Consider the following 20,543-nt stretch of genomic DNA (forward strand, 5'->3'; position numbering starts at 1 on the left):
AGAGTATTTTGACTACTGACACTCATACTCTGCATATTGAAGAGATTTTAGAACTTCTGCCGCACCGCTATCCGTTTTTACTGGTAGACCGTGTGCTGGATTTTGAAGAAGGTCGTTTTCTGCGCGCAGTGAAAAATGTCTCCGTTAACGAGCCGTTCTTCCAGGGGCACTTCCCTGGTAAGCCTATCTTCCCGGGTGTGTTGATCCTGGAAGCGATGGCACAGGCAACCGGTATTCTGGCGTTTAAAAGCGTAGGTAAACTGGAGCCGGGTGAACTCTATTACTTCGCGGGTATCGATGAAGCGCGCTTCAAGCGTCCGGTCGTGCCTGGTGATCAAATGATCATGGAAGTCACTTTTGAAAAAACGCGTCGCGGCCTGACTCGCTTCAAAGGCGTAGCTATGGTTGACGGCAAAGTTGTTTGCGAAGCGACAATGATGTGTGCGCGTAGCCGGGAGGCCTGATACGTGATTGATAAATCCGCCTTTATTCATCCTACCGCCATTGTGGAAACGGGTGCCATCATTGGCGCTAACGTCCACATTGGCCCGTTTTGTATTGTTGGACCCCATGTCGAAATTGGTGAGGGTACAGTACTGAAATCTCACGTTGTCGTGAATGGTCATACCACCATTGGCTGCAACAATGAGATCTATCAGTTCGCCTCCATCGGCGAAGTTAACCAGGATCTTAAGTATGCTGGCGAACCGACCCGCGTGGAAATCGGCGATCGTAACCGCATTCGCGAAAGCGTCACCATTCATCGTGGTACAACGCAAGGCGGTGGATTGACGAAGGTGGGCAGCGACAACCTGTTTATGGTTAATGCGCATATTGCGCATGACTGTACCGTGGGTAGCCGCTGTATTCTCGCCAACAACGCAACGCTGGCGGGACACGTATCGGTCGATGATTTCGCGATTATTGGCGGCATGACCGCAGTCCATCAGTTCTGCATCATTGGTGCACACGTGATGGTCGGCGGATGCTCCGGTGTGGCGCAGGACGTCCCACCGTTTGTGATTGCGCAGGGCAACCATGCCACGCCGTTTGGCGTGAACATTGAAGGCCTCAAGCGTCGTGGCTTCAGCCGCGAAGCAATTACCGCGATCCGCAACGCGTACAAATTGCTGTACCGTAGCGGTAAAACGCTGGAAGAGGCTAAGCCGGAAATTGCCGAGCTGGCGAATAAGCACCCTGAAGTGAAAACGTTCATGGAATTCTTTGAGCGTTCAACCCGTGGTCTGATTCGTTAATGGTCGACAGTCGTCCGCTTACCATCGCCCTGGTCGCCGGAGAAACCTCCGGCGATATTCTTGGTGCAGGTCTTATCCGCGCGCTTAAAGCCCGTGTACCCAATGCCCGCTTTGTGGGCGTGGCTGGGCCGCTGATGCAGGCCGAAGGCTGTGAAGCCTGGTACGAAATGGAAGAGCTGGCCGTGATGGGCATCGTCGAGGTGCTGGGCCGCCTGCGCCGCCTGCTGCATATCCGCGCAGACCTTACCCGCCGTTTTACCGACCTCAAGCCCGATGTGTTTGTCGGCATTGATGCGCCTGATTTCAATATTACCCTTGAAGGGAACCTGAAAAAGCAGGGGATCAAAACGATCCATTACGTCAGTCCGTCCGTGTGGGCGTGGCGACAGAAACGCGTTTTCAAAATCGGACGGTCCACCAACCTGGTGCTGGCTTTTCTGCCTTTCGAAAAAGCGTTTTACGACAGATTTAATGTTCCGTGCCGTTTTATCGGTCATACCATGGCGGATGCCATGCCGCTGGATCCGGATAAAAACGCCGCGCGTGACGCACTGGGCATTCCGCATGATGTGCACTGTCTGGCGCTGCTGCCGGGAAGCCGGGGTGCGGAAGTTGAAATGCTCAGTGCCGATTTCCTGAAAACGGCGCAGATTCTTCGCAAAACGTACCCCGATCTTGAAGTGGTCGTGCCGCTGGTGAATGCCAAACGCCGCGAGCAGTTTGAGCGTATCAAGGCCGATGTCGCCCCGGATCTTCACGTCCGCCTGCTGGACGGGAAAGGGCGGGAAGCGATGTTTGCGAGCGATGCCGCACTGCTGGCCTCTGGTACGGCTGCGCTGGAGTGTATGCTGGCGAAATGCCCGATGGTGGTCGGCTATCGCATGAAGCCCTTTACCTTCTGGCTGGCAAAGCGTCTGGTAAAAACAGATTACGTATCCCTGCCAAACCTGCTTGCGGGTCGCGAGCTGGTGAAAGAGCTTTTGCAAGATGAATGCCAGCCGCAGGCGCTGGCGGAGGCATTACTGCCGCTGCTCGCCAACGGTAAAACCAGTCACCAGATGCACGATACCTTCCGCGAACTGCATCAACTGATCCGCTGTAATGCTGATGAGCAGGCGGCCGATGCGGTGCTGGAGTTAGCACAATGATGGAATTTATTTATCCCCATACCCACCTCGTTGCTGGTGTGGATGAAGTCGGTCGTGGCCCGTTAGTCGGTGCCGTTGTTACCGCGGCGGTGATCCTCGATCCAGCCCGCCCGATCGTTGGCCTGAACGACTCGAAAAAACTGAGCGAAAAGCGTCGCCTGGCGCTGTTCGATGAAATTAAAGAGAAGGCGCTGGCCTGGAGTCTCGGGCGCGCAGAGCCGGAAGAGATCGACGATCTGAATATTCTGCATGCCACCATGCTGGCGATGCAGCGTGCCGTTGCTGGTCTGAAGATTGTGCCTGAATATGTGCTGATCGACGGTAATCGTTGCCCGGCGCTGCCGATGCCTTCAATGGCTGTTGTAAAAGGCGATAGCCGCGTCGCAGAAATCAGTGCGGCGTCAATCATTGCCAAAGTGACGCGCGATGCCGAAATGGCCGCGCTGGACCTCACTTATCCCGCGTATGGTTTCGCCCAGCACAAGGGATATCCAACGGCTTTCCATCTGGAAAAGCTGGCTGAACATGGCGCAACTGAACATCATCGGCGCAGCTTTGGCCCGGTGAAACGCGCGCTGGGACTGGTGTCCTGAATCAAGACGCAAGCAATTAAGTAACGCGGGATCTGAAGATGGCTGAACCACGTTTCGTACACCTGCGGGTGCATAGCGACTACTCCATGATCGATGGGCTGGCAAAGACCGGGCCGCTGGTAAAAAAGGCGGCCTCGCTTGGCATGCCTGCGCTGGCGATCACCGATTTTACCAACCTGTGTGGCCTGGTGAAGTTCTACGGAACGGCGCATGGCGCAGGATTAAAGCCTATCGTCGGCGCGGATTTTCACGTGCAGAGCGATCTCATCGGCGATGAACTGACGCAAATCTCCGTGTTAGCCATGAATAACACGGGTTATCAGAACCTCACTCTGCTGATCTCAAAAGCCTACCAGCGTGGCTACGGCGCACTGGGTCCATGGATTGACCGCGACTGGCTGGCGGAGCTGAACGAAGGTTTGCTGCTGATCTCCGGTGGCCGTATGGGGGATGTCGGCAAATGTCTGCTGCGCGGTAACAACGCGCTGGTGGATCAGTGCATCTCGTTCTACGAAGAGTATTTCCCGGATCGCTATTATCTGGAGCTGATCCGTACCGGACGTGCGGACGAAGAGAGCTATCTGCATGCGGCAGTCGCCCTCGCGGAAGAGCGTGGTCTGCCTGTGGTGGCCACCAACGATGTGCGCTTCCTTGAGCCGGGCGATTTTGACGCGCACGAAATTCGCGTCGCTATTCACGACGGTTTCACCCTCGACGATCCAAAACGCCCGCGCAACTACTCCTCGCAGCAGTACATGCGCAATGAAGAGGAGATGTGCGAGCTCTTCTCCGACATCCCGGAAGCGCTGGAAAACAGCGTAGAGATTGCCAAGCGCTGTAACGTTACCGTGCGTCTCGGCGAATACTTCCTGCCGCAGTTCCCGACGGGCGACATGACCACGGAAGATTTCCTGGTCATGAAATCGAAAGAGGGTCTTGAAGAGCGTCTGGAATTCCTCTTCCCGGATGAAGCGGTCCGTAAAGAGAAGCGCCCTGAATATGACGAGCGCCTGGATATTGAACTCCAGGTGATCAACCAGATGGGGTTCCCGGGCTACTTCCTGATCGTAATGGAGTTTATCCAGTGGTCGAAGGATAACGGCGTACCGGTTGGTCCGGGCCGTGGCTCCGGCGCTGGCTCGCTGGTGGCGTATGCGCTGAAAATCACCGACCTCGATCCGCTGGAATTCGACCTGCTGTTCGAACGTTTCCTTAACCCGGAACGTGTCTCCATGCCCGACTTCGACGTCGACTTCTGCATGGAAAAACGCGACCAGGTGATTGAGCACGTGGCCGATATGTACGGTCGTGATGCGGTTTCGCAGATCATTACCTTTGGTACGATGGCGGCGAAAGCGGTTATCCGCGACGTGGGCCGCGTCCTGGGCCACCCGTACGGTTTTGTCGATCGTATCTCTAAGCTGGTGCCGCCCGATCCGGGCATGACCCTGGCGAAAGCCTTTGAAGCCGAACCTCAGCTGCCGGAAATCTACGAAGCCGACGAAGAGGTGAAAGCGCTGATCGACATGGCGCGCAAGCTGGAAGGCGTCACGCGAAATGCCGGTAAGCATGCGGGGGGCGTGGTTATCGCCCCGACCAAAATTACCGACTTCGCGCCGCTGTACTGCGACGAAGCGGGCCAGCACCCGGTCACCCAGTTTGATAAGAACGACGTAGAATACGCCGGGCTGGTGAAGTTTGACTTCCTCGGCCTGCGTACGCTCACCATCATCAACTGGGCGCTGGAGATGATCAACGCCCGCCGCGAGAAGAACGGCGAACCGCCGCTGGATATCGCGGCCATCCCGCTTGATGACAAGAAAAGTTTCGACATGCTGCAACGCTCGGAGACGACAGCCGTCTTCCAGCTTGAATCCCGCGGCATGAAAGATTTGATTAAGCGTCTGCAACCTGACTGCTTCGAAGATATGATCGCGCTGGTGGCCCTGTTCCGTCCGGGGCCGTTGCAGTCGGGGATGGTGGATAACTTTATCGACCGTAAACACGGGCGCGAAGAGATTTCCTACCCGGACGTGCAGTGGCAGCATGAAAGCCTGAAACCGGTACTGGAGCCGACCTACGGCATCATCCTGTATCAGGAACAGGTCATGCAGATCGCCCAGGTGCTTTCTGGTTATACCCTTGGCGGCGCAGACATGCTGCGTCGTGCGATGGGTAAGAAAAAGCCGGAAGAGATGGCCAAACAGCGTTCCATCTTTGAGGATGGGGCGAAGAAAAACGGCGTCGATGGCGAACTGGCGATGAAAATCTTCGACCTGGTGGAGAAATTCGCCGGGTACGGATTTAACAAATCTCACTCCGCCGCCTATGCTTTGGTGTCGTATCAGACGCTGTGGCTGAAGGCTCACTATCCCGCTGAGTTTATGGCGGCGGTAATGACCGCCGATATGGACAACACCGAGAAGGTTGTTGGCCTGGTGGACGAGTGCTGGCGCATGGGCCTGAAGATCCTGCCGCCGGATATTAACTCGGGCCTGTATCATTTCCACGTTAATGATGACGGGGAAATCGTCTATGGGATCGGCGCGATCAAGGGCGTGGGTGAGGGGCCGATCGAGGCGATCATCGAAGCGCGTAACAACGGCGGTTATTTCCGTGAGCTGTTCGATCTGTGCGCCCGCACCGATACCAAAAAACTGAACCGCCGCGTGCTGGAAAAATTGATTATGTCCGGCGCGTTTGACAGGCTGGGGCCACACCGCGCCGCGCTGATGAACTCGCTCGGCGATGCGCTGAAAGCGGCCGATCAGCATGCGAAAGCGGAAGCCATTGGCCAGGCGGATATGTTCGGCGTGCTGGCGGAAGAGCCAGAGCAGATTGAGCAGTCTTATTCCAACTGCCAGCCCTGGCCAGAACAGGTGGTGCTGGATGGGGAGCGTGAGACGTTAGGTCTGTACCTGACGGGGCACCCGATCAACCAGTATCTGAAAGAAATTGAGCGCTATGTCGGCGGCCACAGGCTTAAAGACATGCATCCGACAGAACGTGGTAAAATCACCACGGCTGCGGGGCTCGTGATTGCTGCAAGGGTAATGGTCACCAAGCGCGGCAATCGTATCGGCATCTGTACCCTGGATGACCGTTCCGGGCGTCTGGAGGTGATGTTGTTCACCGACGCGCTGGATAAATACCAGCAATTGCTGGAAAAAGACCGCATACTTATCGTCAGCGGACAGGTCAGCTTTGATGACTTCAGCGGGGGGCTTAAAATGACCGCCCGCGAAGTGATGGACATTGACGAAGCCCGGGAAAAATATGCTCGCGGGCTTGCTATCTCGCTGACGGACAGGCAAATTGATGACCAGCTTTTAAACCGACTCCGTCAGTCTCTGGAACCCCACCGCTCGGGGACCATTCCAGTACATCTCTACTATCAGAGGGCGGATGCACGTGCGCGGTTGCGCTTTGGTGCAACGTGGCGTGTCTCTCCGAGCGATCGTTTACTGAACGATCTCCGTGGCCTCATTGGTTCGGAGCAGGTGGAACTGGAGTTTGACTAATACAGGAATACTATGAGTCTGAATTTCCTTGATTTCGAACAGCCGATTGCAGAGCTGGAAGCGAAAATCGATTCTCTGACAGCCGTAAGCCGTCAGGATGAAAAACTGGATATTAACATCGACGAAGAAGTGCATCGTCTGCGCGAAAAAAGCGTAGAACTGACGCGCAAAATCTTTGCCGATCTCGGCGCATGGCAGATCGCCCAGCTGGCGCGTCATCCACAGCGTCCGTACACCCTGGATTATGTCCGCCTGGCGTTTGACGAATTTGACGAACTGGCAGGCGACCGCGCATACGCTGACGATAAAGCTATCGTCGGTGGGATCGCGCGTCTGGATGGACGTCCGGTGATGATCATTGGTCACCAGAAAGGCCGTGAAACCAAAGAGAAAATCCGTCGTAACTTCGGTATGCCAGCACCAGAAGGCTACCGTAAGGCCCTGCGTCTGATGGAGATGGCTGAGCGTTTCAATATGCCAATCATCACTTTCATCGACACGCCGGGTGCTTACCCGGGTGTTGGCGCGGAAGAGCGCGGTCAGTCTGAAGCCATTGCACGCAACCTGCGTGAGATGTCTCGCCTGAGCGTGCCGGTCATCTGTACCGTTATCGGTGAAGGTGGTTCCGGCGGTGCGCTGGCAATTGGCGTGGGCGATAAAGTGAATATGCTACAGTACAGCACCTATTCCGTTATCTCTCCGGAAGGCTGTGCCTCCATTCTGTGGAAAAGCGCCGATAAAGCGCCACTGGCTGCGGAAGCGATGGGCATCATTGCCCCGCGTCTGAAAGAGCTGAAGCTGATCGACACCGTTATCCCTGAACCACTGGGTGGCGCACACCGTAAGCCGGAAGTGATGGCGGCTTCCCTGAAAGCACAACTGCTGGCAGACCTGGCGGACCTGGACGTGCTGAGCAAAGAAGATCTGCTCAACCGTCGTTATCAGCGTCTGATGACCTACGGTTACGCGTAAGCCTCACAATTATCCTAAAAGCCGCACATTGTTGCGGCTTTTTTTATACCTGCCGTTTACCTTAACTATGCTTATCTGATGTTTTTCAAGGAGGTAAACCATGAACATCATTGCCATCATGGGGCCACACGGCGTCTTTTATAAAGACGAACCCATCAAGGAGCTGGAGCAAGCCCTTAAAGCACGCGGATATCAGCTGATATGGCCGCAAAACAGCGCCGACCTGCTGAAATTTATCGAACACAATCCGCGTATCTGTGGCGTGATATTCGACTGGGACGAATACGACATGGAGTTGTGCAGCGATATCAATAAGCTCAACGAATATCTTCCGCTGTACGCCTTTATCAACACTCACTCAACCATGGACGTCAGCGCGCACGATATGCGTATGGCGCTGTGGTTTTTTGAATACTCACTCGGCGTTGCCGAGGACATCGCGACCCGCATTCAACAGTACACCGGTGAATACCTTGATAACATCACACCGCCGTTTACGCGCGCGCTGTTCACCTATGTGAATGAAGGGAAGTACACCTTCTGTACGCCAGGCCATATGGCGGGAACGGCCTATCAAAAAAGTCCGGTGGGATGTCTGTTCTACGATTTCTTCGGCGGCAACACGCTGAAAGCGGATGTGTCGATTTCGGTCACCGAGTTAGGCTCTCTGCTGGATCATACCGGCCCGCATCTGGAAGCCGAAGAGTACATCGCCCGGACCTTTGGCGCTGAGCAAAGCTACATGGTGACCAACGGCACCTCGACGTCGAACAAAATTGTCGGGATGTATGCCGCGCCTGCCGGCAGTACGCTGCTGATTGACCGGAACTGCCACAAATCACTGGCGCATTTACTGATGATGAGTGACGTGGTGCCGCTCTGGCTGTCGCCCACGCGTAATGCGCTGGGTATTCTCGGCGGCATTCCTCGCCGTGAGTTCGCGCATGACGCCATTGAAACCAAGATCGCGGGGATCCCCGAGGCAAGCTGGCCCGTCCATGCGGTGATCACCAACTCCACCTATGACGGGCTGCTTTACAACACGAACTGGATCAAGCAGACGCTGGATGTGCCGTCGATCCACTTTGATTCTGCGTGGGTGCCCTATACCAATTTCCACCCGATTTATTCCGGTAAAAGCGGGATGAGCGGCGAGCGGGTGCCGGGCAAAGTGTTCTTCGAAACGCAGTCAACGCACAAAATGCTGGCCGCGTTTTCGCAGGCTTCGTTAATCCATATTAAAGGCGAGTACGACGAGGACACCTTTAACGAAGCCTTTATGATGCACACCACTACGTCGCCGAGCTACCCGCTGGTGGCGTCCATCGAAACGGCGGCGGCGATGCTGCGGGGTAATCCGGGTAAACGCCTGATCAATCGTTCGGTCGAGCGGGCGCTGCATTTCCGTAAAGAGGTTCAGCGGCTTAAAGATGAAGCGGACGGCTGGTTCTTTGATATCTGGCAGCCGGAAGAGATCGACGAGGCGGAATGCTGGCCCGTCGCGCCGGGGGAGAGCTGGCACGGCTTCCGGGATGCGGATGCGGACCACATGTTCCTCGATCCGGTTAAGGTAACGATCCTGACGCCGGGCATGGATGAGCAGGGCGTGATGGGTGAGGAAGGGATCCCTGCTGCGCTGGTGGCGAAGTTCCTCGATGAGCGCGGCGTGGTGGTGGAGAAAACCGGCCCCTATAATTTGCTGTTCCTGTTCAGCATCGGGATCGATAAAACCCGCGCGATGGGGCTGCTGCGTGGACTGATGGAGTTCAAGCGCGCATACGATCTGAACCTGCGGGTGAAGAATATGCTGCCTGATCTCTACGCGGAAGATCCTGACTTTTACCGCAATATGCGTATTAAGGATCTGGCCCAGGGGATCCACAGGCTGATCCGCCAGCACGATCTGCCGCGCCTGATGTTGCAGGCATTTGATGTCCTGCCGGAAATGAAGCTGACGCCGCACAGGGCGTGGCAGCGCCAGGTGAAAGGGGAGGTTGAAACCGTTGAGCTGGAGAACCTGGTCGGACGCGTGTCGGCCAACATGATCCTGCCTTATCCGCCGGGCGTGCCGCTGCTGATGCCGGGTGAGATGATCACCGAGGAGAGCCGGGCGGTGCTTGATTTCCTGCTGATGCTCTGTTCGGTGGGGCGCCACTATCCCGGTTTTGAGACGGATATTCATGGTGCAAAACGCGATGATAACGGCGTGTACTGGGTGAGAGTCCTAAAATAAAAGGGGCCGCTTGCCAGGGGCGGGTTGTCGGTTGTAACGTTCTGGGCATCATAAAAAGGAGAAACTATGCTGGGTTTAAAAGCTGTTCATCATATTGCGATCATTGCCACCGATTACGCGAAAAGTAAGGCGTTCTACTGCGACGTTCTCGGCTTTACGCTGTTAAGCGAGGCCTACCGTGAGGAGCGCGACTCCTGGAAAGGCGATCTGGCGTTAAACGGACAATATGTGATTGAACTGTTCTCTTTTCCTTTCCCGCCAGCACGTCCTTCGCGCCCGGAAGCCTGCGGCCTGCGCCACCTGGCCTTCAGCGTCGATGACCTGGACAGCGCGGTAAAGCATCTGGATGCCCACGGCGTGGCCTGTGAAGCGATTCGCGTCGATCCCTTTACTGATAAACGTTTCACTTTTTTCAACGATCCGGACGGCCTTCCGCTGGAGCTTTACCAGCAGTAATCACCGTCTTGTGTGATAATGCCCGTTCACTTCGGGCATTTTTTATGTGTAATTTTCTATGACCCTACCCGCTATCGCGCACGCCGTTTCGCCCTACCGCCAGCTTCTGGTGGGGTTTAGCGGTGGCCTGGATTCCACCGTATTGCTTCACCGTCTAAAACTCTGGCGTGACCGTGAGCCTGACGTCCAGCTGCGGGCGATGCATATCCATCACGGCTTAAGCCCCCATGCCGACGAGTGGGTGGCGCACTGCGAAGCGGTGTGCTCAGGGTGGGCAATCCCGCTGATTGTTGAGCGCGTTACGCTTGAGGATGAAGGGCTGGGTATTGAGGCGCAGGCACGGAAAGCCCGCTACGCCGCGTTTTCCGGCGCATTACAGCCTGGAGAAGCCTTGGTTACCGCGCAGCATCTGGACGATCAGTGCGAGACATTTTTACTGGCGCTCAAGCGGGGCAGCGGACCTGCGGGTTTATCCGCCATGCCTGAGCGCGCTGATTTTGCCGGAACAGAGCTCATCCGTCCGCTGCTGGGCGAGACACGCGCGTCACTGGAAGCCTGGGCGCAGCAGCATCATCTGCGCTGGATTGAAGACGAAAGCAATCAGGACGACAGTTACGACCGTAACTTCCTGCGTCTGCGTGTCTTACCGCTTTTGAGCGAACGCTGGGCGCATTTTTCCGAAGCGGCGGCCAGAAGCGCCATGCTTTGTGCTGAACAGGAAAGCTTGCTGGATGAGTTGCTGAACGAGGAGCTGAATACGCTGATTACCGCTGACGGTGCCCTGAACATTGCGCCGTTAAACGTGATGAGTCCCGTGCGTCGGGCTGCTCTTATTCGTCGCTGGCTGGCTACCCACCGTGCAGCAATGCCGTCCCGGGCGATGCTCAACCGTATCTGGGAGGAAGTAGCAGAGGCGCGGGAAGATGCCGCACCGTGTATACATCTGAATGGATTTGACGTCAGGCGTTATAAGGGGCAACTCTGGTGGGTAAAATCTGTGCCGTCGATGGCTGACGCTGTGCTCGACTGGCCATCGCCAGAGAAAGCATTAACGCTGCCGTTGAATGCGGGTATCGTTGCGTTAAGCCCATCGGGTAATGTGCGTCTACCTGAGCCGGACGAGAACGTTACCATCCGCTTCAGGGCCAGCGGCATGCTGCATATCGTCGGGCGTAACGGCGGGCGTAAGCTGAAGAAAATCTGGCAGGAACAGAGCGTTCCGCCCTGGCGACGTGATACCACGCCGCTTCTGTTTTACGGCGACACGCTCATCGCGGCGGCAGGGGTGTTTATTACTCAGGCAGGGTGGGCCGAAGCCGGTGTGAAGTTTGAATGGAAAGCGTAACGGGCAGCCTGGCTGCCCGTTTGTTATCAGGATTCGCTCACCACAACGGTGCCGATTTCCGGATGGCTGAAACTGGCAATCTTGTCGAGGCGTAGCTCACGCATTGCACCTGCATCTTCCACAACCAGGTATTCCACATTTTTACGGGAAACCAGATCGCTGGCCTTAGCCTTTAGCACTTCGCCATCTTTTAGCTCCAGCGTCAGTATTAAATGATGCTGGCAGGCGAGTTCGAGGTTGTCATAGTCATCACAATTGATGGGTTGATAAGTATCATTCATCGACATAATCGCTCACCAGTAAATTCGCCGCAGCATACGCTGCTTTTTCCCTGACCGATTCAGAAAGGCTCTCATCAGAGGCCACTTCATTTAGCACGTTCAATACACAGCCCAACGCATCCGGGATGTACCCCAGATCTCCTCTGGCGATTTCCGCATACCGTTTGCGAATCAACTCACAATAATTATTCACATCACCTCCTGCCAGCGTACTGACTTACTGTGAGATATCATTAAGCCTACGAAGTTAAACTCGGTTTAGCAAGGTGACTATACCATACTCATTTAAGCAATATCAGCGCCTTGATGAGAGGGAAGCACCACCTCGTAACAGCCTTTTGCCGTGGTTTTCGCTACAATGTACGCCTGAATCGAAAGGAGTTCTCTCATGGCGCTGAAAGCGACAATTTATAAAGCTGTGGTCAATGTGGCGGATCTTGACCGTAACCAGTTTCTGGATGCGTCATTGACGCTGGCGCGTCACCCTTCTGAAACCCAGGAGCGCATGATGCTGCGTCTGCTGGCGTGGATTAAGTATGCCGACGACCGTCTGCAATTTACCCGTGGTTTAAGCGCGGAAGATGAACCGGAAGCCTGGCTGCGCAACGATCATCTGGGTATTGATTTATGGATTGAGCTTGGCCTGCCTGATGAACGCCGGATCAAAAAGGCGTGCACCCAGTCTGCTGAAGTGGCGTTGTTTGCCTACAACCAGCGCGCCGCGGAGATCTGGTGGCAACAAATCAAAAATAAATGTGCGCAGTTCAAAAACCTGACCGTCTGGTATCTGGATGATGAACAGCTTTCGCAGCTGAGTGCGTTCGCCAGCCGGACGATGGCGCTACAGGCAACCATTCAGGACGGGGCTATCTGGCTTTCCGATTCTCAGAATAATCTGGAAATACATCTCACAGCCTGGCAGCCCGCATCATGATTGTTTTGTCCCGAAACGTCAGCATCCCTGATAACGAGCTGGAGATCACCGCCATCCGTGCCCAGGGAGCAGGGGGGCAGCACGTTAACAAGGCCTCAACTGCTATCCATTTGCGCTTTGACATTCGGGCCTCCAGCCTGCCAGAGTATTATAAAGAAAGCCTGCTTGCCGCCAGCCATCACCTGATCACCAGCGAGGGTGTGATGGTGATTAAAGCGCAGGAGTATCGCAGCCAGGAACTTAACCGGGAAGCGGCAATAGCCCGGCTGGTCGCGGTCATCAAGGAGCTGACGGCTGTGCAAAAAAGTCGCCGGGCAACCCGTCCAACACGGGCATCGAAAGAACGTCGGTTGTCATCGAAGGCGCAAAAATCCACTGTAAAATCACTGCGTGGCAAAGTCCGTCACCCGTAATGTGACGAAAGGGACACCCTTTTTCATAAGGAAAGTATTGTGAAAAAAGCATTATTATCAGCGCTGGCCGTGACAAGCCTGTTCGCGCTTTTTGGCTGTAACAACCGTTCAGAAACGCAGGTACTACAGCCAACGCAAAACGAAGAATTAAAGCCGATGCAGCAGAGCTGGCGCGGCGTATTGCCATGTGCAGATTGCGAGGGCATCGAAACCTCTCTGTTCCTGCAAAAAGATGGCACCTGGGTAATGAACCAGAGTTACCAGGGGGCGAAAGAGCCGTCTTCTTTCGCAACTTACGGAACATGGGCGCGTACGGCTGAGAAGCTGGTATTGACGGATACCACGGGCGATAAAACGTATTTCCGCGCCAAAGGCGAGGGGATGGAAATGCTCGATCGCGAAGGCAATCCGATTGAATCCCAGTTCAACTACACGTTGGCCCCGGTGAAAGCGACCCTGCCAGCCACCCCAATGGCGATGCGAGGGATGTATTTCTACATGGCGGATGCGGCGATATTCACGGACTGTGTAACCGGGAAGAAAGTCAGCGTGGCGAACAATGCCCAACTGGAGCGTGACTATGCCGTCGCGCGCGGCAACGACAGTAAGCCCGTGTTGCTGACGGTTGAAGGGCATTTTACGCTGGAGCCAAATCCGGATAGCGGCGAGCTGGTGAAAACGCTGGTAGCAGATAAAGACGCGAAATTTGCTGCGGGTAAAGACTGCGAAAGCAAATAAGATATAGCCATTAAAAAACCCCGCTCTGGCGGGGTTTTTTATTGCTTAACCTTTGATGGCTTTCACCAGGTAATCAAGAATGTCGCCCGTCTTGATCATCTGTTTTTCGCCGTTGCGACGGTACTTGTATTCAATCTCGTCGCTGTCGAGGTTACGGTCGCCGATGACGATGGTGTGTGGAATACCGATCAGTTCCATGTCAGCAAACATCACGCCAGGACGCTCTTTACGGTCATCCATCAGCACGTCGATACCTTTCGCGCTCAGCTCAGCGTAGAGTTTCTCAGCAAGCTCCTGCACGCGGTAAGACTTGTGCATGTTCATTGGCAGGATCGCCACCTGGAACGGCGCGATGTTATCCGGCCAGACGATTCCGCGTTCGTCATAGTTCTGCTCGATAGCGGCAGCAACAACACGCGTTACGCCAATGCCGTAGCAGCCCATGGTCAGAACCTGGTTACGACCATCTTCGCCCTGAACGGCAGCGTTCATTGCGCGCGAGTACTTGTCGCCCAGCTGGAAGATGTGCCCCACTTCGATACCGCGTTTGATCATCAGGGTACCCTTGCCGTCCGGGCTTGGATCGCCTGCGACCACATTACGGATATCAGCCACTTCCGGCGTCGCTACGTCACGATCCCAGTTGATGCCGAAATAGTGTTTACCGTCGATGTTTGCGCCAGCAGAGAAGTCGCTCATCGCCGCAACGGTGCGGTCAATGACCACCGGAACAGGCAGGTTCACCGGACCCAGAGAACCAGGACCTGCATTCACCACGGCGCGGATCTCCGCTTCCGTTGCGAAGGTCAGCGGGCTGGCAACCTGCGGCAGTTTCTCGGCTTTCACTTCGTTCAGCTCGTGATCGCCTCGCACCAGCAGGGCAACCAGCGGATAAGCGCTACCTTCAGCCGATTTCACCAGCAGGGTTTTTACGGTTTTTTCGATCGGCAGATTAAACTGCTCAACCAGCTCGGCGATGGTTTTCGCGTTTGGCGTATCAACCAGCGTCATCTCTTGCGTTGCCGCGCCGCGTGGTTCTTTTGGTGCCAGCGCTTCTGCAAATTCGATGTTCGCGGCGTAGTCAGAGGAGTCAGAGAAGATCACATCGTCTTCACCGCTCTGCGCCAGTACCTGGAACTCATGGGAGGCGCTACCGCCGATTGAACCGGTATCAGCCTGGACAGCACGGAAATCCAGACCCATGCGGGAGAAGATTTTGCTGTAGGCCGCGTACATTTTGTCGTAGGTCTCTTGCAGCGATTCCTGAGAAGTATGGAAAGAGTAAGCATCTTTCATCAGGAACTCGCGAGAGCGCATGACGCCAAAGCGTGGACGCACTTCGTCACGGAACTTGGTCTGGATCTGGAAGAAGTTCAGCGGCAGCTGTTTGTAAGAGCTCAGCTCGTTACGAATCAGGTCGGTTATGACTTCTTCATGCGTTGGGCCGAGCACGAATGGACGATCGCCACGATCGGCAATACGCAGCAGTTCAGGACCGTACTGCTCCCAGCGACCGCTCTCCTGCCACAGTTCAGAGGGCTGAACGACCGGCATTAACACCTCGATAGCACCGGCGTTGTTCATCTCTTCACGCACGATGTTTTCGACTTTTTTCAGGACGCGCACGCCGGTCGGCAGCCAGGTGTATAACCCGGAGGCCAGCTTGCGGATCATCCCGGCGCGCAGCATCAGCTGGTGGCTGATCACCTCGGCGTCGGCAGGTGTCTCCTTCAGAGTGGAGAGCAGATATTGGCTAGTACGCATGTTGTTACGGTTCCATTTCGACGATTGGAACAGGCTGAAACACCAGCCTGACACAAAAAAAGTGGTTTAGTTTACCAGTGTGGCAAAGATGCCAAAAGAGAGGAGAACAAAATTACCTGGGTTCCAGGGCAAACACTTCAAAACCCGCCGCAGTCACGCGCCAGCGCACGTTAAAGTCCAGCAGCCAGACGGCGTACGTTTTTCCGGCTTCCTCTTCTTTGCGGTAGGCGGGACGGGGGTCCTGCGCCAGCACTTCAACGATAAAGTCACGCAGTCGAGGATAACGCGTTTCCAGCTGGCTGAGTTGCGTGGTTATTTCAGAAGTGAAGTGAACCGGCATATCGGCCTGCGGTGCGTCCTGAGCATAGCTTGCCCGGGCATCCGGCAGCGCTTCGGCAAAGGGCAGGTAAGGCTTAATATCTATGACCGGCGTGCCATCAACCAGGTCAAGGCTACCTAACTCCAGGATCACCTGATCTTTCTGACAGCGTATGCCTTTCAGTTCGACCAGAGACATCCCGATGGGGTTGGGACGAAAGGTTGAGCGGGTGGCAAAGACACCCATTCTGGCATTTCCGCCCAGACGAGGAGGACGCACGGTGGGACGCCAGCCACCTTCCATGGTCTGGTGAAACACAAAGACTACCCATAAATGGCTGAACGCCTCAAGCCCGCGCACCGCATCGGCCTGATTATACGGCGCGACAAGGTGAAGCTCGCCGCCACCATTCATGACCAGACCCGGCTGACGCGGCACGGCGAACTTTTCTTTATAAGGGGAGCGGATAACGCCTATCTGCTCGAACTGAAATGAACTCATTTCGCCGTAATGTTAAGCGCAGAACCGATACATACCGCCTGGCGATAGCAACCTGGCGTACCGCTGGTGACTTCGCAGCTGTGCAGCAGTACCGCGTTGGCTTTCATCTTCGACGCGTTAATCTGCATGCGCTTGCGGGCTGTCGGGATATTGGGTGGGGAGTCCTGATTCGTTGCCTGGCAGGATTCGCCGCTTACTTCGCCCAGTTCACGGAATGGCTTACCGACCAGTTCGTCGGCTTTGGTAATGATACGTACCGGCGCAGCACGAGGCGCTTTCGGTTTTGCTGGCTCCGCTTTTGGCGGGGTTGCAGTGCTTTGAACAGGTTCAACAGGAGATCTGCTTAGCATAGAACAGCCGCTCAGCATCAGTGCTAAAAGACAGATCGGTAAAGCACGCATAATAATTCCTCAGTGGATAATCAAAACGTCAGATATTGAAGCAGTTGACCGCATAAATGACAAGACGGGCAAATGCCCGTCTTGATGATATTACACTGAGGGGAGATTACCAGCCTTTAACAGCGCCGCCGTTAAACACCTTATTGGCTTCCTGGTACACTTCTTCAGACTGATATGCCTGGAGGAATTTCTTCACATTCTCCGCGTCTTTGTTGTCTTCGCGAGTCACGATCAGGTTGACGTACGGGGAATCTTTGTCTTCAACGAAGATGCCGTCTTTCGCTGGGGTCAGGCCGATCTGGCTGGCGTAAGTGGTGTTGATAACGGCCAGCGCGATCTGTGCATCGTCCAGAGAACGTGGCAGCTGAGGGGCTTCCAGTTCAACAATTTTCAGATTTTTCGGGTTTTCGGTTACGTCCAGAACGGTCGGCAACAGGCCAACACCCTCTTTCAGTTTAATCAGGCCCACTTTCTGAAGCAGAAGCAGGGAACGGCCGAGGTTGGTTGGGTCGTTAGGGACGGCAACCTGTGAACCTGGCTGGAGTTCATCCAGCGATTTAATTTTCTTGGAGTAACCGGCAATCGGGTAAACGAAGGTGTTACCGACAGCAACCAGCTTGTACCCGCGATCTTTGATCTGCTGATCCAGATACGGTTTATGCTGGAAGGCGTTAGCGTCAATGTCGCCTTTGCTCAGCGCTTCGTTCGGCAGAACGTAATCGTTGAAGGTCACCAGTTCAACGTCCAGACCATATTTCTCTTTCGCGATTTTCTGCGCGGCCTCAGCAACCTGCTGCTCTGCACCGACGATAACGCCTACTTTGATGTGGTTGGGATCTTTTTCGTCCTGACCGCAACCCACCAGTGCCAGCGAACCAATCAGTGCGCCTACTGCTGCAAAGGTCTTAAATTTAAACGCCATGTTATGTCCTTAACTCGTCGAGTTTGTGTTGTTTGTAACGTTATTTATGCGTAACAGCCCGGACGATACGATCGCCAGAGAATTGGATTAAGTAAACCAGCACAACCAGCAATACCAGAACGGTATTCATTACGGTAGCGTTATAGCCAATATAGCCGTACTGATATCCAATCTGGCCTAAACCGCCAGCACCCACGGCGCCGCCCATGGCGGAATAACCGACCAGGGTGATAAGCGTGATGGTTGCTGCATTCACCAGCCCAGGCAGCGCCTCAGGCAGCAGAACTTTACGCACGATCTGCATTGGCGTCGCACCCATCGCGCGGGAGGCTTCAATCAGGCCGGTTGGGATTTCCAGCAGAGCGTTTTCCACCATACGGGCGATAAACGGTGCAGCGCCTACGGTCAGCGGGACAATTGCCGCCTGCAAACCAATCGACGTCCCGACGATCACGCGAGTAAACGGAATCATCCACACCAGCAGAATAATGAACGGAATAGAGCGGAAAATGTTCACCAGCGCAGAGAGCGTGCGATACAGCTTCGCGTTTTCAATAATTTGACCCGGGCGCGTGACGTACAGCAGTACGCCGACCGGCAGCCCAATCACAAAACCAAAGAAGCCCGATACGAAGGTCATTGCCAGCGTTTCCCAAACGCCGCGAACCAGTAGCCACATCATCGGCTCAGACATAACCCAGTACCTCTACTTTTACGTGATGTTCTTGCAGCCAGGCGATTGCCGCCTGGGTTTCTTCCTGTGTGCCGTGCATTTCCGTCAGCATAATGCCGAACTTCACACCACCGGCGTAGTCCATCTGCGCGCTAATAATGTTGTTATTCACGTTAAAGCGGCGCGCGGTTTCGGACAGCAGCGGTGCGTCAACGGACTGGCCCGTGAACTCCATGCGCAGCATCGGGACACTGTCAGGCGTTGCGTCTGTTTTTAAACGTTCCAGATAATCTTCCGGAATATCCAGATGCAGCGTGGACTGGATGAACTGCTGAGCCAGCGGGGTTTTCGGGTGCGAGAAGACTTCGCTCACCGTGTCCTGCTCAATCAGCTCACCGTTGCTGATGACTGCCACACAGTCACAGATGCGTTTCACCACATCCATTTCGTGCGTAATAAGGAGGATAGTCAGGCCCAGACGACGGTTAATGTCTTTTAACAGCTCCAGAATAGAGCGTGTGGTTGCCGGATCTAATGCGCTGGTGGCTTCATCACACAGCAGCACTTTTGGGTTGCTGGCCAGCGCGCGCGCGATTGCGACACGCTGCTTTTGCCCGCCGGAAAGATTTGCCGGGTAGCTGTCATGCTTATCCCCCAGACCGACCAAATCCAGCAGTTCGGTGACACGACGCGTCACTTCTTCTTTCGGTGTGTTATCCAGTTCCAGCGGTAACGCAACGTTACCGAAAACGGTGCGTGAGGCCAGCAGATTAAAGTGCTGGAAAATCATGCCAATCTGGCGACGCGCTTTGGTGAGTTCTTTTTCTGAGAGGGCGGTAAGCTCCTGGCCGCCAACTTCTACGCTGCCCTGGGTTGGGCGTTCAAGCAGGTTAACACAACGGATCAGCGTACTTTTACCTGCACCCGATGCGCCAATGACGCCATAAATTTGACCAGCAGGCACATGCAGGCTGACGTTGTTCAGCGCCTGAATGGTTCGGTTCCCCTGCTGGAACACTTTGGTGATATTGGAAAGTTTAATCATTAGATTATTTTTATCATAAGTAAGTTAGCCGTGGCATTTTCTTCTGCCAGATACGGGGAATGACCGTAAACAAAATGGATGTTAAGGCATCCAGACGTCTAAATCAATCCACCTCTGTGCGATGAGCACTTTATTGCGCTGCGATTCATGAGATACTAGCTGAACAAGCCTTTTTCAGGAGCAAACCGGTGGCAAAATCTGTACCCGCAATTTTTCTCGATCGTGATGGCACGATTAATGTGGATCACGGCTATGTGCATGAGATCGATGAGTTCGAATTTATCGAGGGCGTAATAGATGCCATGCGCCAGTTGAAAGAGATGGGCTATGCGCTGGTGGTGGTAACTAACCAGTCTGGTATTGCGCGTGGTAAGTTCACCGAAGCGCAATTCGAGACGCTGACGGAATGGATGGACTGGTCCCTGGCCGATCGCGGCGTCGATCTTGATGGCATCTATTATTGTCCGCATCACCCGCAGGGAAGCGTAGAAGCGTATCGTCAGACCTGTGATTGCCGTAAACCACACCCGGGCATGTTTATCTCTGCACAGGAATTCCTGCACATTGATATGGCCGCATCTTATATGGTGGGCGATAAACTGGAAGATATGCAGGCAGCGGCGGCGGCAGGTGTAGGTACTAAAGTATTAGTGCGTACCGGTAAGCCGGTCACCCCAGAAGCAGAAAATGCAGCCGACTGGGTGATAAAGAGTCTGGCAGATCTGCCAAAAGAGATTAAAAAGCACCAAAAATAGACGTTTTGGTGAAAAGGTGAGCGGTTAAAACAAAAATGCATTTTTCCGCTTGTCATTCCTCGGCGGCTCCCTATAATGCGCCTCCATCGACACGGCGGATGTGAATCACTTCACAGACAGCCCGGTCGGTTGAAGAGAAAAAATCCTGAAAATCAGGGTTGACTCTGAAAGAGGAAAGCGTAATATACGCCACCTCGCGACAGAGCGCTGAAGTGCGTCGCAACTGCTCTTTAACAATTTATCAGACAATCTGTGTGGGCACTCAAAGTGACA

The 20,543-nt window shown here is 54.7% G+C and carries 21 protein-coding genes; 13 read left to right on the forward strand and 8 right to left on the reverse strand.

Annotated features, from left to right (window positions below; translation table 11 throughout):
• Positions 1-8 precede the first annotated feature (8 nt).
• The 9 genes from fabZ to tilS all read left to right on the forward strand — a co-directional run bounded on the left by fabZ (position 9) and on the right by tilS (position 11,524).
• Positions 9-464, forward strand: a complete 456-nt coding sequence (gene fabZ, locus ACOTX7_RS04525) for a 3-hydroxyacyl-ACP dehydratase FabZ (RefSeq protein WP_003856165.1) — start codon at positions 9-11, stop codon at positions 462-464.
• A 3-nt stretch (positions 465-467) separates the two neighbouring features.
• Complete coding sequence (gene lpxA, locus ACOTX7_RS04530; protein WP_003856164.1) at positions 468-1,256, forward strand: acyl-ACP--UDP-N-acetylglucosamine O-acyltransferase; 789 nt, start codon at positions 468-470, stop codon at positions 1,254-1,256.
• Positions 1,256-2,404 carry a lipid-A-disaccharide synthase gene (gene lpxB, locus ACOTX7_RS04535; RefSeq protein ID WP_006810036.1) on the forward strand — a complete coding sequence of 383 codons (1,149 nt, stop codon included), beginning with the start codon at positions 1,256-1,258 and terminating at the stop codon, positions 2,402-2,404. The genes lpxA and lpxB overlap by 1 nt, the downstream gene beginning before the upstream one ends.
• Positions 2,401-2,997 (forward strand): ribonuclease HII, encoded by a 597-nt coding sequence (rnhB, locus tag ACOTX7_RS04540; RefSeq protein WP_006810035.1) that lies wholly within the window; start codon positions 2,401-2,403, stop codon positions 2,995-2,997. Before lpxB ends, rnhB begins: the two co-directional genes overlap by 4 nt.
• Positions 2,998-3,035: 38 nt before the next feature.
• Positions 3,036-6,518, forward strand: a complete 3,483-nt coding sequence (dnaE, locus tag ACOTX7_RS04545; protein ID WP_221256942.1) for a DNA polymerase III subunit alpha — start codon at positions 3,036-3,038, stop codon at positions 6,516-6,518.
• Positions 6,519-6,530: 12 nt separating this feature from the next.
• Entirely contained in the window at positions 6,531-7,490 is a 960-nt protein-coding gene (gene accA, locus ACOTX7_RS04550; RefSeq protein WP_006810033.1) for an acetyl-CoA carboxylase carboxyl transferase subunit alpha, read from the forward strand.
• Positions 7,491-7,590: 100 nt separating this feature from the next.
• Positions 7,591-9,723 carry a lysine decarboxylase LdcC gene (locus ACOTX7_RS04555; protein ID WP_221256943.1) on the forward strand — a complete coding sequence of 711 codons (2,133 nt, stop codon included), beginning with the start codon at positions 7,591-7,593 and terminating at the stop codon, positions 9,721-9,723.
• 66 nt (positions 9,724-9,789) lie between these two features.
• Positions 9,790-10,179, forward strand: coding sequence for a VOC family protein (locus tag ACOTX7_RS04560; RefSeq protein WP_033486498.1), 390 nt, complete (start codon positions 9,790-9,792; stop codon positions 10,177-10,179).
• Positions 10,180-10,237: 58 nt separating this feature from the next.
• Positions 10,238-11,524, forward strand: coding sequence for a tRNA lysidine(34) synthetase TilS (gene tilS / locus ACOTX7_RS04565; RefSeq protein ID WP_221256944.1), 1,287 nt, complete (start codon positions 10,238-10,240; stop codon positions 11,522-11,524).
• 26 nt (positions 11,525-11,550) lie between these two features.
• Here tilS and rof read toward each other — a convergent pair whose 3' ends face one another.
• A complete protein-coding gene (rof, locus tag ACOTX7_RS04570; RefSeq protein WP_221256945.1) occupies positions 11,551-11,811 on the reverse strand; it encodes a Rho-binding antiterminator in 261 nt (86 codons plus the stop codon).
• A complete protein-coding gene (locus tag ACOTX7_RS04575) occupies positions 11,798-11,998 on the reverse strand; it encodes a YaeP family protein (protein WP_221256946.1) in 201 nt (66 codons plus the stop codon). Before ACOTX7_RS04575 ends, rof begins: the two co-directional genes overlap by 14 nt.
• 195 nt (positions 11,999-12,193) lie before the next feature.
• Between ACOTX7_RS04575 and ACOTX7_RS04580 the strand changes: the two genes are divergently transcribed.
• From ACOTX7_RS04580 to nlpE, 3 genes are read left to right on the forward strand one after another with little or no spacing between them, the layout of a single operon-like run.
• The gene (locus ACOTX7_RS04580) at positions 12,194-12,739 is read left to right on the forward strand and encodes a YaeQ family protein (protein ID WP_006810028.1); all 546 of its coding nucleotides are present in this window, start codon (positions 12,194-12,196) and stop codon (positions 12,737-12,739) included.
• Positions 12,736-13,152: an alternative ribosome rescue aminoacyl-tRNA hydrolase ArfB gene (gene arfB / locus ACOTX7_RS04585; protein ID WP_006810027.1), complete on the forward strand. Its 417-nt coding sequence runs from the start codon at positions 12,736-12,738 to the stop codon at positions 13,150-13,152. Before ACOTX7_RS04580 ends, arfB begins: the two co-directional genes overlap by 4 nt.
• A gap of 39 nt (positions 13,153-13,191) precedes the next feature.
• On the forward strand, positions 13,192-13,890 hold the full coding sequence (gene nlpE / locus ACOTX7_RS04590) for an envelope stress response activation lipoprotein NlpE (protein ID WP_221256947.1): 699 nt from the start codon (positions 13,192-13,194) through the stop codon (positions 13,888-13,890).
• Between the two features lie 45 nt (positions 13,891-13,935).
• On the opposite strand, the gene proS is transcribed toward nlpE, so the two are convergent.
• From proS to metN, 6 genes are all read right to left on the reverse strand, one after another.
• Positions 13,936-15,654, reverse strand: coding sequence for a proline--tRNA ligase (proS, locus tag ACOTX7_RS04595; protein ID WP_006810025.1), 1,719 nt, complete (start codon positions 15,652-15,654; stop codon positions 13,936-13,938).
• A gap of 112 nt (positions 15,655-15,766) precedes the next feature.
• Complete coding sequence (tsaA, locus tag ACOTX7_RS04600) at positions 15,767-16,474, reverse strand: tRNA (N6-threonylcarbamoyladenosine(37)-N6)-methyltransferase TrmO (protein ID WP_006810024.1); 708 nt, start codon at positions 16,472-16,474, stop codon at positions 15,767-15,769.
• Positions 16,471-16,875 (reverse strand): Rcs stress response system protein RcsF, encoded by a 405-nt coding sequence (gene rcsF / locus ACOTX7_RS04605; RefSeq protein ID WP_003856133.1) that lies wholly within the window; start codon positions 16,873-16,875, stop codon positions 16,471-16,473. Before rcsF ends, tsaA begins: the two co-directional genes overlap by 4 nt.
• A 106-nt stretch (positions 16,876-16,981) precedes the next feature.
• Positions 16,982-17,797: a methionine ABC transporter substrate-binding lipoprotein MetQ gene (gene metQ / locus ACOTX7_RS04610; protein ID WP_006810023.1), complete on the reverse strand. Its 816-nt coding sequence runs from the start codon at positions 17,795-17,797 to the stop codon at positions 16,982-16,984.
• Between the two features lie 40 nt (positions 17,798-17,837).
• Positions 17,838-18,491 carry a methionine ABC transporter permease MetI gene (locus tag ACOTX7_RS04615; RefSeq protein ID WP_003856130.1) on the reverse strand — a complete coding sequence of 218 codons (654 nt, stop codon included), beginning with the start codon at positions 18,489-18,491 and terminating at the stop codon, positions 17,838-17,840.
• Positions 18,484-19,515, reverse strand: a complete 1,032-nt coding sequence (gene metN, locus ACOTX7_RS04620; protein ID WP_006810022.1) for a methionine ABC transporter ATP-binding protein MetN — start codon at positions 19,513-19,515, stop codon at positions 18,484-18,486. Before metN ends, ACOTX7_RS04615 begins: the two co-directional genes overlap by 8 nt.
• A 188-nt stretch (positions 19,516-19,703) precedes the next feature.
• Here metN and gmhB point away from each other — a divergent pair, with 188 nt between their 5' ends.
• Positions 19,704-20,270, forward strand: coding sequence for a D-glycero-beta-D-manno-heptose 1,7-bisphosphate 7-phosphatase (gene gmhB, locus ACOTX7_RS04625; protein ID WP_006810021.1), 567 nt, complete (start codon positions 19,704-19,706; stop codon positions 20,268-20,270).
• Positions 20,271-20,543: the final 273 nt, after the last annotated feature.

The sequence above is a fragment of the Enterobacter cloacae complex sp. IR5418 genome (assembly GCF_049238105.1).
GTDB lineage: Bacteria > Pseudomonadota > Gammaproteobacteria > Enterobacterales > Enterobacteriaceae > Enterobacter > Enterobacter hormaechei.

Bases quoted from the DNA above. Each gene is read 5' to 3' on its own strand.
- lpxB (WP_006810036.1), top strand. From the start codon at position 1,256: ATGGTCGACAGTCGTCCGCTTACCATCGCCCTGGTCGCCGGAGAAACC.
- rnhB (WP_006810035.1), top strand. From the start codon at position 2,401: ATGATGGAATTTATTTATCCCCATACCCACCTCGTTGCTGGTGTGGAT.
- dnaE (WP_221256942.1), top strand. From the start codon at position 3,036: ATGGCTGAACCACGTTTCGTACACCTGCGGGTGCATAGCGACTACTCC.
- accA (WP_006810033.1), top strand. From the start codon at position 6,531: ATGAGTCTGAATTTCCTTGATTTCGAACAGCCGATTGCAGAGCTGGAA.
- ACOTX7_RS04555 (WP_221256943.1), top strand. From the start codon at position 7,591: ATGAACATCATTGCCATCATGGGGCCACACGGCGTCTTTTATAAAGAC.
- ACOTX7_RS04560 (WP_033486498.1), top strand. From the start codon at position 9,790: ATGCTGGGTTTAAAAGCTGTTCATCATATTGCGATCATTGCCACCGAT.
- tilS (WP_221256944.1), top strand. From the start codon at position 10,238: ATGACCCTACCCGCTATCGCGCACGCCGTTTCGCCCTACCGCCAGCTT.
- rof (WP_221256945.1), bottom strand. From the start codon at position 11,811: ATGTCGATGAATGATACTTATCAACCCATCAATTGTGATGACTATGAC.
- ACOTX7_RS04580 (WP_006810028.1), top strand. From the start codon at position 12,194: ATGGCGCTGAAAGCGACAATTTATAAAGCTGTGGTCAATGTGGCGGAT.
- arfB (WP_006810027.1), top strand. From the start codon at position 12,736: ATGATTGTTTTGTCCCGAAACGTCAGCATCCCTGATAACGAGCTGGAG.
- proS (WP_006810025.1), bottom strand. From the start codon at position 15,654: ATGCGTACTAGCCAATATCTGCTCTCCACTCTGAAGGAGACACCTGCC.
- tsaA (WP_006810024.1), bottom strand. From the start codon at position 16,474: ATGAGTTCATTTCAGTTCGAGCAGATAGGCGTTATCCGCTCCCCTTAT.
- rcsF (WP_003856133.1), bottom strand. From the start codon at position 16,875: ATGCGTGCTTTACCGATCTGTCTTTTAGCACTGATGCTGAGCGGCTGT.
- metQ (WP_006810023.1), bottom strand. From the start codon at position 17,797: ATGGCGTTTAAATTTAAGACCTTTGCAGCAGTAGGCGCACTGATTGGT.
- ACOTX7_RS04615 (WP_003856130.1), bottom strand. From the start codon at position 18,491: ATGTCTGAGCCGATGATGTGGCTACTGGTTCGCGGCGTTTGGGAAACG.
- metN (WP_006810022.1), bottom strand. From the start codon at position 19,515: ATGATTAAACTTTCCAATATCACCAAAGTGTTCCAGCAGGGGAACCGA.